We start from the raw sequence: 13,625 nt of genomic DNA, 5'->3' as shown, positions 1-13,625 counted from the left end.
CACTCACCCTCCCAGCTGGCTCAGCCGCTCGCCGACCTGGGCGGCGGTCGGCCGCACCAAATCGTCCACGAGCAGTCCGTCGGCCAGCAGCAGGACCCGGTCCGCGTACCCGGCGGCGACCGGGTCGTGGGTGACCATGACGCACGTCTGCCCGTCGTGGTCCACGCCCGCGCGCAGCAGGTCGAGGATGTCGTGCCCGGTCGCCCGGTCGAGCGCACCGGTCGGCTCGTCGGCGAACAGCACCTCCGGCCGTGCGACCAGCGCCCGGGCAATCGCCACCCGCTGCTGCTGGCCGCCCGACAGCTGCCCGGGCCGGTGCCGCTCGCGCCCGGCGAGCCCCACCCGGGCGAGCGCGTCCAGCACCCGGGCCCGGTCCGGCCGCTCCCCCGCCAGCCGCCCGGGCAGCTCGACGTTCTGCGCAACCGTCATCGCGGGCATCAGGTTGAACGCCTGGAACACGAACCCGACCCGGCTGCGCCGCAGCTCGGCGAGCCGCCGCTCGGGCAGCCGCGACACCTCGGTGCCGCCCCACCAGACCGTGCCCCCGGTGGGCCGGTCCATCCCGGCGAGGCAGTGCAGCAGCGTCGTCTTGCCGGAGCCCGAGGGCCCCATCACCGCCGTGAACGTGCCCGGTGCGAAGGCGACGGACACCCCCCGCAGTGCCCGCACCGCGGCCCCGCCCCGCCCGTACGCGCGGTGGAGCTCCTCCGCCCGGGCGGCAGCGCCCGTCCACGTCTGCGCCGTCACCACGGCGGTATCTGTCGTCATCTCAGCCATGCCCTCCATCCTGGGCAAACGGGACGCGCCGGTCGATTGTGCTGGCCCCCGAATCCGGGGTTCGGAAAACCGAACCCCGCAGGTGGTGACACCCCCTCGGCATGGTGGACCTGGCTACACCCGGGCGTCCCGGCCTGCTCTGGAAGCCCGCCCCGGACCGAGGCCCGCCAACCCGCCCAGCCGGCCGGTCCCAGCGCCCGGTGGGCCTCTACGACGGCGACGCGTTCGGCCGGCCCACGATGTCGTGGAGGCGCTGCGCGCCGAGCGCCCGGGTGTCCCCGACTCAGCGACCACAACCTGCGCTCCGGCTCCCCTGCACCTGGGCCCGCGGACACCCCGACCGCCGCGCTCGACCGGATGCCGCCGGAAGCCTTCGGCGCCGGGCTCGTCGTGACGCTACTCAACGGCCTCGACCACGTCGCGGCGCTGCGCGAGCGGTACCCGAAGCCATGAAGTCCTCGACACAGCGCGACGCCGAGGCCGGCCGCCCGATCGAACTCGACACCATCGGCGGCGCCGTCCTGCGGGCCGCCGCCCGGCACGGAATCGAGACGCCGGTGATCGCCGGGCTGGTCCGGGAACTGGGCGAGGGCCGTTGAGGGTTCGTGTGCCGGCATTCGTGCCACGGCGGAACCGCCGCACGGCAGTTCGGCGTTGGTGAGGGCGGGAGGGATACCGACATGACAACGAAGCCGTACCGCCTGACCGTCGCCGCCGTCGTCCTGCTCACGGCCGCCCCGCTGTTCACCGCCTGCAAGAACGCCGACCAGGCCCTGGACTGCGGAAAGCGGGCCATCAGCATCACCGGCGACGTCCAGGACCTGATGGACTCGGCGATCAACGTCGGCCAGATCACCGACGACAGCAAGCGCAAGCACACCCTCGACGCCCTCAGGAAGATCGGCGAGGACGTCCGCAGGATCCGCGAGAGCGGCAGCGGCGACAAGCTGGACAAGGCCACCGACAAGCTGTCCAAGGCCGTCGACAACGCCCAGAACGACATCAACAACGGAAAGCAGCCCGACCTCGGGGCGGTCGCCGGAGCGGCCGGCGAGGTGGCCACGGCCTGCGGGTCGGCCTGACGGCGGGCCGGGCGCGCGGCGGCGGGTGGCGGCCGCCCACGCCCGCCCGGCCTGTCGCTGCGCCGGGCCCGCCGCCGCACGGTAGAAGGGACACCGGGACCGCAGCCCACCCCGCAGCGCCACGGAGGCACTTGGTGAACCACCCGATCCTCACTCAGATCAAGCAGCTGCGCGCCGAGTTGGCTCCCGGCGACACCGCGCCCACGCTCGTCACGGCGCTCGCCGACGGCCGTGCCCCGCTCGGCACGCTCGCCGAACTCGCCGCCCAGCAGTACCGGATCATCACCTCCGACCGGCGCAGCCTGCTGCTCCTCGCCACCCGCTGCGCCGACCGCCCGGCCGGCGCGTGGTTCGCCACCCTCGCCGACGGCGAGAGCGCCGCGCTGCGCACCCTGCCCGCACTGGCCGCCGCGTGCGGCCTCGACCCGAGAAGCCTCGACCCGAGCGGCCCGACTCCGGACAGCCCCCCGGCCCGCCCGCCGCTGCCCGGGTGCCAGGCCTACCCCGCGTTCCTCGCCTGGCTCGCCCTGAACGCCCGCCCCGCCTCCGCCACGGTCGCCATGATCACCAACTTCGCGGCCTGGGGCGGCTACTGCGCCACCATCGGTGAGGCTCTGCGCTGCCACTACGACTTCCCGGACGAGGCGTGCGCGTTCTTCGACTTCTTCGCCCAGCCCGCCACCGCCCTGGAGCAGCAGGCCGCCGACGCCCTCGGGCCGGACCCGCTGGACGGCCCGACGCTCGCCGCCGCCCGCGAGTACGCGCTGCTGCTCCAGGCGTACGAGCACCTGTTCTGGGACACCCTCGCAGCATCTGCGGCCGACTGAGCGCGCGGCGTCCGGCGTGGTGAACGGTGCTCAGGCCTGCCAGTGCGGCTTCCCGCTGACGATCCGACAGGTGATCACCCGACCGCTCGCGTCGTGGGTGCTCCGACCGAGATCGGCGTTGCGGCAGAACTGGCCCGCTTCATAGCAGTTGCCCGCGCTGGAGCGGATCTCGCAGCCGCCTCCTCCTGAGGCCACGGTCTGCTGCGGTTCCGGGTCGGTCGGCGGTTGCGCCGTGGTGACCTTGGGTTGCGGGGCCTTGGTGGCGGGCGCCTGCGGTGCGGCCGTGGTCGGCTGCGCCGCCGGCGTGCTCGGTGCGGGCGGCGGCGTGGTGGTCGGCGGCGCGGGCGTCGGCTTCGCCGTGGCCGGTGCGGAGGTGACCACCGCCGTCGCCGAGGCCTTGGCACCGCCGTCCGCGGCCGACGGGTCGCAACCGGTCAGCGCCAGGCCGACGGTGAGGACGAGTCCGGCGACGACGGCGGCCAGGCCCGAGCGGCCACCTCGGCCGGTGCGGCGGCCCACGCGTATCCGTGAAGACATGAGGGGAGAACGCTCCGTTCCGTTGGGATGAGGCCTGCGATTCAAGCAGAACTCCCACACCATCCGTGCACAGCTTCCACACTCGTTGACGGATCGAGACCTACCGGCCGCCGCGGGTTTATCTCCCCCGACGAGCCGTCAGCCCGCCAGCCGGCCCACGTCATCGCCTCCACCGCCGAACCGTCCAGGTCGGCCGGCCCGGTGCCGCGAACGGCCGGCGCCGAGGGCTGGATCCGGAACGGCAGCCGCTCCGCGGTCCGTGCCTCGGCGATCGGCGCGGGCCGCGGCGGCGGCGCGGCCAATGCGAGAAGGAGGTGCCGATGAGAAACGATCGTGGTGGTGGCGGTGTCCACACAGGCCTTCGGACGTGTATGCGCGTGTGCACACTCCGGGCACTTGCGTGCACGCGCACGCGAATCGCGATGCGGACTGGCAGGGTCGCTCGGGCCACCACACCGGTTCCCGGTGGTCAAGTTTTCATCCTCTTATGGGCGCGCCGCCCCGAAGAGCGTGATCATGGGCGTATGCAGTTCCGGCACGGCAACCGAGCAGAGGACACCCCGCCCGCTACGACCGAGGCCCGGTCCATGGCGGCAGCGGCGGCCCTAGCCGCGAGCCACGGCGCGATGACCGAGAGCGACAGCCCTTATCTGCTTCGCGACGTCCTCACCGCCGCCCCGGTGGGGGTGGCACTGCTCGACGACCGGTTGCGGTGGCAGTACGCCAACGACGCGTTCACCGAGGTCACCGGCCTGCGCCGCGCCGACCTGCTGGGCCGCCCCGCCGAGGGCACCGCCTTCGCGGGCACCGCCGCCACCCTGCGCCAGGTGCTCACCGACGGCCACGACCGCGAACACGTCACCGGCGACCCCGGTGCCCCGGGCGCTCCAGTGCCGCCCGGCCTGCGCGTGCGATACCGGCCGCTGGAGCGCGCCGGGCGGACCACCGGGGTGGTCGTCGTCGTCCTCGACGACCCCGCCGCCCGGGAGCAGCTCCGCGAACTGGAACAGGCCCGCGCGCGCCTGGCCCTCCTGGACTCCGCCGCCGAGCGCATCGGTACCACCCTCGACGTCGACACCACCTGCGCCGAGCTCGCGGCCTTCAGCGTCCCCGGACTCGCCGAACTCGTCACCGTCGACGTCCTGCCACCGGAGGCCACCGCCATCCGCACCGGCCGCGCCGGCGCCCAGCGCCTGCACCGGGCCGCCGCCGAATCCGTCCCCGCGCTGCACACCGCCCTCGCCGAACTGGCCCGCCCCGGCGAGTCCGTACGCCACCACGAGGGCTCCGCGGGCGCACGCAGCCTCGCTGGCGGTATCGCCGTCCTCGCCGACGGGAGCGAGTACGCCGACGGCCTCGCCTCGATGCTCGTCCTGCCGCTCGCCGCCCGGGGCCGGGTCATCGGCCTGCTCACCCTGGGCCGAACCGCCGCCGTCCCCGCCTTCGCCCAGGACGAGGCCGACCTGCTCGGCGACCTCGCCGCCCGGGCCGCCACCAGCATCGACAACGCCCGCCGCTTCACCCGCTCCCAGGGCATCGCGCTCGAACTCCAGCGGGCCCTGCTCAGCGAACCCGGCAACCCGCACCAGAACCTCGAGCTCGCCTCCCGCTACCTGCCCTCCGGCACCGCCTCGGTGGTCGGCGGCGACTGGTACGAGACGGTCCGGCTGCCGTTCGGCCGCACGCTGCTGGTGATGGGCGACGTCATGGGCCACGGGGTCGAGGCGGCCGTCGACATGAGCAACTACCGCTCGACGCTGCGCGACGTCGCCGGTATGGACCTGCCGCCGCACCGCATCCTGCGCCAGCTCGACAACGTCATCTCCGCGAACGAGTCGGCCCGCCCCGCCACCTGCCTGCTGGTCCTCGCCGACCCGGGCCGAGGCCGCTGGACCCTCTCCAGCGCGGGCCACCTCCCGCCCGCGCTCATCGCGCCCGGCCGCCCCACCGAACTCCTGCGCGTTCCCACCGCGCCCCCGCTCGGCACCGGCCTCGGCGGCTACGAGCAGATCACCCACCCGCTGAAACCGGGCCAGACCCTGCTCCTCTACACCGACGGCCTGGTCGAACGCCGCGACGAGGACATCGACGCCTCCCTCGCCCGCCTCGCCGCGATCCAGCTCCCCGCCGAGGGCGAGCTCGACGACCTCCTCGACGCCGTCCTCCACGCCCTCACCCCCGCCGCCGCGGAGGACGACATCGCTCTCCTGGCCGCCCGCCCCCGCGCACGCTAGAGCCAGCCCTGCCCGTCACGCCCCGGCGAGCGCCCGGGCCGTCACCTGCGGCGACCGAAGATCCGCTTCGCGGCGTAAATGATGCCGACGATCAGCAGCACGATGAACAGAATGATCAGGATGATCACGACCAGCAGGAACTTGCCGAGCTTGGCGAAGAACCCCGACTTCTTCTTCTGCTGTTGCTGCACCGCCAGGTGCGCCGCGGGCGCGGCCTGCGCGACCGGCCGGGCCTGCTCGCCCTGAGCCGCGACGATCGAGGCGGGGGCGCCACCGGTCGTGGCGGCGGCCACCGCCGCCGGCCGGGGTGCGGCCACCGCGGTCGCGCTCGACGCCGCGGCGGTGAGGCCGGCGGTGGCCAGCAGTGCCACCAGGGCTCCGGCTATCGAACGTGCGATCCGGTGAGTCATCGTGCTCCTCGTACTGGTCCGGAGCGGCGCCGATGGACCGGCCGATCAGATCTGCCTGCCTGACCAGCTGGTTTTCTCACCGACGCCTAGTATGCTCCACTGAAGTTCTACAGTGGTGTAAAAGTTTAGCGACGGGCCTCGCCGGGTTCGGCTCCGGCCCCGGCCACGCGCGCCCGCCGCTCCGACGGGGTCTCGTGGCAACTGTGGAGGATGACGACGTGGCTGGTCGCAGGGGTTCCCCCGGAGCCGAAAAAACGCCGACCCGGGCGGAGGTGCGACGCGCCAAACCCAAGGCCGGGCGCAGCACCAAGCAGAAGGTGCTCTGGGTGACCGCCGGCGGTACGGCCCTGCTCATGCTGGGCGCCGGCGCCGTCTACTACAAGCTGAACAGCAACATCACGACCTTCGACCGCGACGCCGTCAGCAAGGACCGCCCGGCCGCCGCGCCGCCCGACGCGCAGGGACGCACCCCGGTCAACATCCTGCTGATCGGCTCGGACAGCCGGGGCAACGGCAACAGCGACCTCGGCGGCGGCGGGGACGGCGGCGCCCGCTCCGACACCGCGATCCTGCTGCACGTCTACGCCGACCACAAGCACGCGGCCGGCATCTCGATCCCGCGCGACTCCCTGGTCACCATCCCGCCGTGCAAGCTCCCGAACGGCAAGTGGACCAAGGAGCAGACCAATGTGATGTTCAACAGCGCCTTCTCGGTGGGCGACACCGAGCAGGGCAACCCGGCCTGCACCCAGAACGCCGTCGAGAAGCTCACCAACCTGCGCGTCGACCACACCATCGTCGTCGACTTCAGCGGCTTCGCCGCGATGACCAAGGCGGTCGGCGGCGTCGAGGTCTGCCTGCCGAACGACATCCACGAGGGCGACCTCAACCCCAACCTGGGCCACAAGGGCAAACTGCTCTTCGCCAAGGGCAAGCAGAAGGTCGAGGGCCAGTCCGCGCTCGACTTCGTGCGCGTCCGCCACGGCATCGGCGACGGCTCCGACATCGGCCGCACCAAGCGCCAGCAGGCCTTCCTCTCCTCCCTCATCAAGGAGGTCAAGTCCCGCGGCATGGACCCGACCACGCTGCTGCCGCTCGCCGACGCGGCCACCAAGGCGCTGACCGTCGACCCCGACCTCGGATCGGCCGCCAAACTGCTCGCCTTCGCCACGTCGATCAAGGACGTCGACCTGCACGACGTCAAGTTCGTAACCACCCCCTGGCGTTACGAGGGCGCGCGCGTCGCCCTGCTCCACCCCGACGTCGACCAGCTGTGGGCCGCGCTCAGGGCCGATCGCACGCTGGACGGTCAGGACGCGAGCGCCCCGGGCGGCGCGGCCACCGATCCCGCCGCCCCGGCCGCGACGACCGCACCGGCGGGCGCCCCCACCACCGCGGCGGCCGCCGAGTCGCCTGCCCGGGCCGCCGACGTCAGGACGCCGGTCGCCATCCTCAACGGCACCACAGCGGCCGGTCTCGGCGGCAAGGCCGCGGAGACCCTCAAGGGTGCCGGCTACACCGTCGGCACGATAGGCAACGCCGGCGGCAAGGCCCGGGCCACCACCGTGGTCGAGTACGGCACCGGCGAGCGGGCCGGCGCCGAGGCGGTCGCCAAGCTCTTCCCGGGCGCCACCGTCCAGCCCGGCGGCAAGGGCTTGAGCGTCGTGCTCGGCCACGACTTCGCCGCCGCCTCGGCCACCACCCCGCCGAGCGGCGCGGCACCCACCGCCCCCGCGCCGCTGCCGACCAGCGTCAGCAACACCGCGCGCTCGGCCGACGAGGACCCCTGCGCCAACATCTCCTACGGCTGATCCCCCCACACCACACTTTCAAAGGGAGCGCGCCCCCTGGCCGGAACCCGGGGGCGCTCCTCCGGTGGAAATGCCTCAGCGCCGGGTACCGCACGACGGGCAGAACGCGGCGCCCTCGGGCACGTCCTTGTGGCACTGCACGCACTGCACCGGCTGCGCGAGCCGGTGGCCGCAGCCCGGGCAGAACGGCGTGCCGTGCGTCTCCGTCTGGCACTGCGGGCAGACCAGTTGGCGCGGTGTCTGCACGTCGAACTCGGCACCGGACTGCTGGCCGACGTTGTAGGCGCGCTCGGAGACCATGTCGTTGAGCCCGCGCCGCTGCGCCGCCATCGCCTCGGCCGCCGTGTCCGGGGCGCAGTTGTGGCACAGGCCCTGGCCCGGGTCGAAGCACCGGCCGCAGACGTAGGAGGTGCACCGCGCGCAACGGTTGAAGTGCGACTGGGCGTTGGAGATCGCGCGCTGGAACGCGGCGTCGCGCGCGCCGCCCCAGGTGTGGCCGGCCAGGCCGTCCGCGGCACTGCTGAGGGTGTTGGCGTTGCCACCGATGAGGTTCCAGGCGGCGTTGACGCCCTTGCCGATCCACCCGGCCACCTGGCCCGTGGTGAACGCCTCGAACGGCGACCGCCAGGTGTCGGAGCAGCGCGAGCAGTAGAACTCGAACTGGAAGCCCGCTCCGGTCCCGTGCTGCTCGCAGAGGTCGCGGTAGTTGTTGCTGAAGTAGATCTCGGAACTCACGTCGTCCCCGGTCGCTGAAGTGGCATGTCGGCGGTCCTCCCGGCGGCGGCCGCGCCGGGAGGGACGTTCGCATGGACCGACCCGGTTCCGCCAGACCCTGTGCCGTTTTTCAGTGCCCCGGCATCGACCTTCAGAGCCCCGCGACCGGCAGCAGGACCACCCGGGCCGGGTCGAACGGCTCCCAGCGGGCCGGGCGCCCGGTCCGGGTCAGCCGCAGCCGGCACCACCGGTCCCCGCCCGTGTCCTGCCACCACCCGCTGATCCGGCCGAGCGCCCAGGACCCGTCCGCGAGGTGCACCTCGACCGGCTGGTAGACCCACTGGACGTCCGAGTCCGCTGGTTCCCCGCCGTCCGCAGGACTGCGCCGACTCTCCACCACGGTTCCGCCTCCGACCCGGACATGGCCGGCGGCCTCCCCGAGTCGGGAGCCACGCGGCCAGGCGTGCAGCTCACCCGGAACTCTACAGGCGTGTAGAGGGGTGCGGGCGGAGTCCGGCACAAGCCCCTGCGGCGCGGCCTCAGCTCCGCGGCGCGGCCTCAGCTCCGCGGCGGGCCCGGCGACGGCGCCGCCACAGGGTCAGCGGCACGGCCGCGGCCAGCGCCGCGGCACCCGGGCCCGACGGCGCCTCCGGCAGGGACGGCGCGGCGAGCCTCTTCTGGTCGAAGGTGTCCGGCACCGGCAGGGTGTCCCAGCGCGAGATCGGCCACGCGACCACGAAGGCCCGGCCGACGACGTTGTCCACCGGGACGAAGCCGTCACCCGTCTCGTTGTGGTGCGGCCGGGAGTCGCGCGAGTTGTTCCGGTGGTCGCCCATCACCCACAGGTGGTCCTCGGGGACGACGACGGTGCCGACCGGGTCGTTGTCGCAGGGCGTCGACCCGGGGTAGAGGTACGGCTCGTCGAGCACGACGCCGTTCACCTTCAGCGGGCTGCCCTTCTTGCACTCGACGGTGTCCCCGCCGACCGCGATCACTCGCTTGATCAGGTCCTTCTCGTCCGCCGAGGGCATCAGGCCGACCGCACTCAGCGCCGTCTGGATCGCGCCCGTCACCCCGTCGTCCGACCGCTTCGGCGCCCCCTCCAGCCAGCCGCCCGGGTCGCGGAAGACGACCACCTCGCCGCGCTCGGGCTTCGCGCCGAACCAGGGGGTGAACTTGTCGACCAGCACCCGGTCGCCCACCGCGAGCGTCTGTTCCATCGAGCCGGACGGGATCGAGAAGGCCTGGACGAAGAAGGTCTTGATGCCGAGTGAGAGCAAAAGGGCGATCACGAGGAGAATCGGCAACTCCTGCCAGAACGGACGCTTCTTCTTCTCCTTGCCGTCAGCGCCCTTGCTGTCAGCACTACTTCCGTCAGTGCCCGTCGAATCCGCGGACTTCCCGTCGGCTGACTCCCCGTCGACGATGGTGCCGTCTGCTCCGGCCCCACCGCTGTCACCGGTCCCCGTGCTCTGCTCGACACTCATCTCCTCGGCCCCTCCCGAACGGCCTGGCGGGGGCTCCGCATCGGAAACCCCGCAGTCAGGAAACGAACCTACCGAACAGAGGTTCCCGGGCGGGCACGGACGTGGATCCGCTCGCCCTGCGGACCGAACAGGCTGAGGAACTCCACCGGCTGCGAGCCGGCGTTGCCGAAGGCGTGCGGGGTGCGGGTGTCGAACTCGGCCGCCTCCCCCGCGGCCAGCACCAGGTCGTGCGTCCCGAGCATCAGCCGCAGCCGGCCGGACAGCACGTACAGCCACTCGTAGCCCTCGTGCACCTTCAACTCCGGCTCGGGCCCGGCGCCGTGCCCCGGCGGCATGATGTGCTTGTAGGCGTGCATGCCGCCGAGGTGGCGGGTGAGTGGCACGATCGTCTGACCGTTCCTGGTCACCGGGCGCGGATGGATCCGCGGGTCGCCGGTGGCCGGGGCGCCGACCAGTTCGTCCAGCGGCACCCGGTACTCCCGGGCCAGCGGCAGCAGCAGTTCCAGGGTCGGCTTGCGCTGCCCGGACTCCAGCCGGGAGAGGGTGCTGAGCGAGATCCCGGTGGCGGCGGCCAGTTTGGCGAGCGTGGTGCCGCGCTCGCGCCGCAGCGCCCGCAGTCGGGGCCCCACCGTGTTCAGGACGTTCTCGAAGTCTGCGTCGTCGGCCATACCCGCCATTCGCCGACGCGGCAAGGGTGTTTGTCAAACCGGCACACTCGGGGCCTCGAAACCGACCCGACGCCGAGAATGAGCTTGGACGGTCATAGGGGGCCCGGTGACGGCTCGTTGGCGGTTTCTAGTGGTCGTTGCAACACGTGGTCGGTTGTCTAGGCCGCGAGGAGTTTAGCCAGACGCTCGGCTGGGGTTTCCCAGCCGAGCGTTTTGCGTGGGCGGCGGTTGAGCTGGTCGGCGACGGCGGCCAGGTGCTCGGGCGTGTGGACCGACAGGTCGGTGCCCTTGGGGAAGTACTGCCGCAGCAGGCCGTTCGTGTTCTCGTTGGAGCCGCGCTGCCAGGGACTGGCCGGGTCGCAGAAGTAGACCGGGATGTCGGTGGCCAGGCTGAACTCCGCGTGCCTGGCCATCTCGCTGCCCTGGTCCCAGGTCAGGGACCGCTTCAGCTGGACCGGGAGTGTCCGGGCGGTGGCCACTAGGGCGTCGCGGACGGTCTCGGCGGTGTGGTCGCCGGGCAGGTGCAGCAGCATCACGTAGCGGGTCGAACGCTCGACCAGGGTGCCGATCGCGGACTTGTGCTCCTTGCCGAGGATCAGATCGCCCTCCCAGTGGCCGGGGACGGCCCGGTCCTCGGCCTCGGCGGGGCGCTCGCTGATCATGACCATCGGGTCGGTGAAGCGGGAACGCCGGCAGTTGGCCTGCCGCTGGGGCCTGCGGCGGGCCCGGCCTGAGCGCAGGGCACCGGCGAGCTCGCGCCGCAGCTCGCCTCGGCCCTGGACGTAGAGCGCCTGGTAGACGGTCTCGTGGACCACGTGCATCTCCGGCCGGTCGGGGAACTGTCGACGTAGAGCGTGGCAGATCTGCTCCGGGCTCCACTGCTCGTCCAGCATCGCCTGGACGGCGGCGTGCAGCTCGGGGTTCTCGGTGATCTTGCGGGCCTTGGGGCGGGGCCGGCGAGCGTCCGCCCTGGCCTGGGCGGCGTGCGGACGGTAGTGCCACTGCCCGCGAGTGCCCTCGGTGCGGTTGCGGCGGATCTCCCGGCTGATGGTGGACGGACTGCGGCCCAGCTCCGCGGCGATGGCCCGCACGGTGGCCTTCTCCCGCAGCCGGTCGGCGATGTGGATCCGCTCGTCCTCGCTCAGATACCGGGAGACACCGGAAGGCGGCACCACCATGCGAATCGGTGGTGCCGCCTTCTGCCGCTGCTCGGCTCCGCGGCCGTGACGCCACTTCTGGCCGGTCCGGCGGGCGATGCCGACGATCCGGCACGCCTCGGTGTTCGTGTAGCCCTGCTGCATGAGCCGGGAGTATGCCTCCCGTTCCCGGCGCAGCTTCACAGGCCCCTGGGCCGTCCGGTCCTTGCGGATCTCGAAGTCCAATGCATCCCCTGAACTGGGGTGTTGCCACGACTCCTAGAACCCAAGGTTCGCCACCGGGCCCTTGCGATCTACCGGTACTCGCGCAGCCGCGGGCGTACTCCGAGCGCGGTGAGAGCGAGTGCCACCGCCAGCGCACCCACCGCCAGGCCTGCGGTGGTGCCGTCGAGGTCGCTGTCGGTGGCGGCGATGGCCTCGTCCATCGCCCGGCCGTTGACCGCGATGGTGTCCCCCATCGCCTTGCTCAGCTGGTCGAAGTCGTAGTTGGACTGGCCCGGCGCCAGCCCGGTGTTGAGGGTCACCGCCTCCTTCAGCTTTCCGTCGTTGCGCAGATCGCGGATCTTGCGGTCGTCCTGCTGGTAGGCCTGGAAGGCTGCCAGCACCCGCTCGGCGGCCTCCTGCTCGCCACGGAAGGTGACGTTGCGCAGTTCCGTCCCGAGATACCCGCCGAACGGCACCGAGCGGTCGGCACGGTGCCTGTCGACGGCCGACGCCAGCTGGCCGTTGTACCCGGCGACGGTGGCGCCGTCGAAGCGGACGATCGCCTGCGTCTTGTCGAGGAAGCTCTGCTCGTAGGCGACCGCGCGGGCCGGGTCGGTGAGGTAGCGGCTCTCGTCGGCGTTCATGTCGAACGCGACGGCGCGGGCGCGGCTGAGCGCGATCACCGAGTCGTAGGCGTTGCTCTTGGCGGTCACCAGGTGGTCGTCGGCCCGTGACACCAGGTCCAGGCCGATCACGAGGACGATGCCGGTGAGCAGGGTGACGGCGGCCAGCGCCGGGTTGACTACGCGCCGGTAGCGCAGGGCGAGGGCCCGCTGGAGCCCCAGCAGGGCGGCGAGCGCGAACACGCCCACGGCGGCCAGCTGCCACCAGCCGCTGTCCAGGTCGGCGCGCTGCCGGGTGTAGACGCGGTCGACGGTGTCCTCGCTGGCGTGGGTGACCTGGTCGGCCGCCGGCAGCAGCTGCTGGCGCAGCAGGTCGGTGGCCTGCCGGTAGGCCGCCAGGGCGTCCTCGGAGGGCTTCCCGGCCGGGGCCTTGGCCTGCTCCTCCAACAGCTGGGCGCGGGCCACCAGGGCCTCGTAGCTGCCGAGCTGGCCGAGCACGCGCTGGACGGCGCGCTGCTCGCCCGGGTCGTCGGCGGCGGCCTGGGCGGCCTGCTGGAGGTCGTCGTCGGCCTGCGCGCGGCGCTGCTCGTAGGTGTCCAGCGTGGTCCTGCGCATGGCGGCGAGGTCGGGATCCGCCCCGACCAGCAGCAGGTTGGCGGCCTGGGCGTCCATGTCGCTGAGCGCGAAGTAGAGGTCGGCGGCACGGGTCGCCTGCGGGGCGGCACGATGGCCGATGGTGTCGGTGCCGTCGCGGACGCCGCCGAGGACGGTGGTGGCGGTCGCGCCGAGGCCGACCAGGGTGGCGAGGCTCAGTGCGGTGAGGCCGCGGACGAGGCGCGGCGTGGTCCAGTAGGCGCTGCTGCCGACCTGGCGCACGCCCTCCTTGAGGCGGATGGCGAGGCCCGCCGGAAGGGGGTGCGGGAGCTGTGCTCCGGCGGGCCGTGGTGGGGCCGGATCGGCTCCTGATGAAGGCGCCTCCGACGTGGCTGTTCCGCTGGTAGCCGCCGTGGTCATGACCGCTTGTCCCTCTCCCCCGTTGCACGGTCCGCTCGGGCTTCGTCGTGACGCCGTGGCAGAACCGTTTCTCTTCGCCC

The 13,625-nt window shown here is 72.8% G+C and carries 14 protein-coding genes; 5 read left to right on the top strand and 9 right to left on the bottom strand.

The window, feature by feature from the left end:
- Positions 1-3: 3 nt before the first annotated feature.
- Positions 4-777 carry an ABC transporter ATP-binding protein gene (locus tag F7Q99_RS38065; protein ID WP_407697918.1) on the bottom strand — a complete coding sequence of 258 codons (774 nt, stop codon included), beginning with the start codon at positions 775-777 and terminating at the stop codon, positions 4-6.
- Positions 778-878: 101 nt separating this feature from the next.
- Here F7Q99_RS38065 and F7Q99_RS43850 point away from each other — a divergent pair, with 101 nt between their 5' ends.
- The 3 genes from F7Q99_RS43850 to F7Q99_RS38050 all read left to right on the top strand — a co-directional run bounded on the left by F7Q99_RS43850 (position 879) and on the right by F7Q99_RS38050 (position 2,686).
- The gene (locus tag F7Q99_RS43850) at positions 879-1,376 is read left to right on the top strand and encodes a ketopantoate reductase family protein (RefSeq protein WP_407697917.1); all 498 of its coding nucleotides are present in this window, start codon (positions 879-881) and stop codon (positions 1,374-1,376) included.
- Between the two features lie 81 nt (positions 1,377-1,457).
- Positions 1,458-1,859 (top strand): hypothetical protein, encoded by a 402-nt coding sequence (locus F7Q99_RS38055; RefSeq protein ID WP_153471398.1) that lies wholly within the window; start codon positions 1,458-1,460, stop codon positions 1,857-1,859.
- A gap of 134 nt (positions 1,860-1,993) precedes the next feature.
- A complete protein-coding gene (locus F7Q99_RS38050; RefSeq protein WP_326847563.1) occupies positions 1,994-2,686 on the top strand; it encodes a thiaminase II/PqqC family protein in 693 nt (230 codons plus the stop codon).
- A 30-nt stretch (positions 2,687-2,716) separates the two neighbouring features.
- On the opposite strand, the gene F7Q99_RS38045 is transcribed toward F7Q99_RS38050, so the two are convergent.
- Positions 2,717-3,223, bottom strand: coding sequence for a hypothetical protein (locus F7Q99_RS38045; RefSeq protein WP_153471395.1), 507 nt, complete (start codon positions 3,221-3,223; stop codon positions 2,717-2,719).
- Positions 3,224-3,747: 524 nt separating this feature from the next.
- Between F7Q99_RS38045 and F7Q99_RS38040 the strand changes: the two genes are divergently transcribed.
- Positions 3,748-5,457, top strand: coding sequence for a SpoIIE family protein phosphatase (locus F7Q99_RS38040; RefSeq protein WP_195911417.1), 1,710 nt, complete (start codon positions 3,748-3,750; stop codon positions 5,455-5,457).
- Between the two features lie 41 nt (positions 5,458-5,498).
- Here the strand turns inward: F7Q99_RS38040 and F7Q99_RS38035 are convergent, their stop codons facing one another.
- Entirely contained in the window at positions 5,499-5,867 is a 369-nt protein-coding gene (locus F7Q99_RS38035; RefSeq protein WP_153471390.1) for a hypothetical protein, read from the bottom strand.
- Between the two features lie 353 nt (positions 5,868-6,220).
- Between F7Q99_RS38035 and F7Q99_RS38030 the strand changes: the two genes are divergently transcribed.
- Positions 6,221-7,678, top strand: coding sequence for an LCP family protein (locus tag F7Q99_RS38030; protein ID WP_230211329.1), 1,458 nt, complete (start codon positions 6,221-6,223; stop codon positions 7,676-7,678).
- A 75-nt stretch (positions 7,679-7,753) separates the two neighbouring features.
- On the opposite strand, the gene F7Q99_RS43545 is transcribed toward F7Q99_RS38030, so the two are convergent.
- The 6 genes from F7Q99_RS43545 to F7Q99_RS38000 form a co-directional block, all read right to left on the bottom strand.
- Positions 7,754-8,413 (bottom strand): double zinc ribbon domain-containing protein, encoded by a 660-nt coding sequence (locus tag F7Q99_RS43545; RefSeq protein ID WP_326847561.1) that lies wholly within the window; start codon positions 8,411-8,413, stop codon positions 7,754-7,756.
- 130 nt (positions 8,414-8,543) lie between these two features.
- A complete protein-coding gene (locus F7Q99_RS38020; protein ID WP_195911416.1) occupies positions 8,544-8,792 on the bottom strand; it encodes a hypothetical protein in 249 nt (82 codons plus the stop codon).
- A gap of 139 nt (positions 8,793-8,931) precedes the next feature.
- Positions 8,932-9,879 (bottom strand): signal peptidase I, encoded by a 948-nt coding sequence (gene lepB / locus F7Q99_RS38015; RefSeq protein ID WP_153471384.1) that lies wholly within the window; start codon positions 9,877-9,879, stop codon positions 8,932-8,934.
- A 68-nt stretch (positions 9,880-9,947) separates the two neighbouring features.
- Positions 9,948-10,547, bottom strand: coding sequence for a helix-turn-helix domain-containing protein (locus F7Q99_RS38010; protein ID WP_230211308.1), 600 nt, complete (start codon positions 10,545-10,547; stop codon positions 9,948-9,950).
- A 158-nt stretch (positions 10,548-10,705) separates the two neighbouring features.
- Positions 10,706-11,929, bottom strand: a complete 1,224-nt coding sequence (locus F7Q99_RS38005; protein ID WP_153460101.1) for an IS30 family transposase — start codon at positions 11,927-11,929, stop codon at positions 10,706-10,708.
- Between the two features lie 68 nt (positions 11,930-11,997).
- Complete coding sequence (locus tag F7Q99_RS38000) at positions 11,998-13,407, bottom strand: hypothetical protein (RefSeq protein WP_153471379.1); 1,410 nt, start codon at positions 13,405-13,407, stop codon at positions 11,998-12,000.
- Positions 13,408-13,625 lie beyond the last annotated feature (218 nt).

Origin of the sequence: Streptomyces kaniharaensis (assembly GCF_009569385.1) — a bacterium.
GTDB classification, from domain to species: domain Bacteria; phylum Actinomycetota; class Actinomycetes; order Streptomycetales; family Streptomycetaceae; genus Kitasatospora; species Kitasatospora kaniharaensis.
Note: the sequence above shows the minus strand (reverse complement) of the source record. Positions and strands in the feature narration are given on the sequence as shown.

Excerpts from the sequence above, each read along its gene's own strand:
- F7Q99_RS38065 (WP_407697918.1), bottom strand. The coding sequence starts at position 777 with ATGGCTGAGATGACGACAGATACCGCCGTGGTGACGGCGCAGACGTGG.
- F7Q99_RS43850 (WP_407697917.1), top strand. The coding sequence starts at position 879 with ATGGTGGACCTGGCTACACCCGGGCGTCCCGGCCTGCTCTGGAAGCCC.
- F7Q99_RS38055 (WP_153471398.1), top strand. The coding sequence starts at position 1,458 with ATGACAACGAAGCCGTACCGCCTGACCGTCGCCGCCGTCGTCCTGCTC.
- F7Q99_RS38045 (WP_153471395.1), bottom strand. The coding sequence starts at position 3,223 with ATGTCTTCACGGATACGCGTGGGCCGCCGCACCGGCCGAGGTGGCCGC.
- F7Q99_RS38040 (WP_195911417.1), top strand. The coding sequence starts at position 3,748 with ATGCAGTTCCGGCACGGCAACCGAGCAGAGGACACCCCGCCCGCTACG.
- F7Q99_RS38035 (WP_153471390.1), bottom strand. The coding sequence starts at position 5,867 with ATGACTCACCGGATCGCACGTTCGATAGCCGGAGCCCTGGTGGCACTG.
- F7Q99_RS38030 (WP_230211329.1), top strand. The coding sequence starts at position 6,221 with ATGCTGGGCGCCGGCGCCGTCTACTACAAGCTGAACAGCAACATCACG.
- lepB (WP_153471384.1), bottom strand. The coding sequence starts at position 9,879 with ATGAGTGTCGAGCAGAGCACGGGGACCGGTGACAGCGGTGGGGCCGGA.
- F7Q99_RS38010 (WP_230211308.1), bottom strand. The coding sequence starts at position 10,547 with ATGGCCGACGACGCAGACTTCGAGAACGTCCTGAACACGGTGGGGCCC.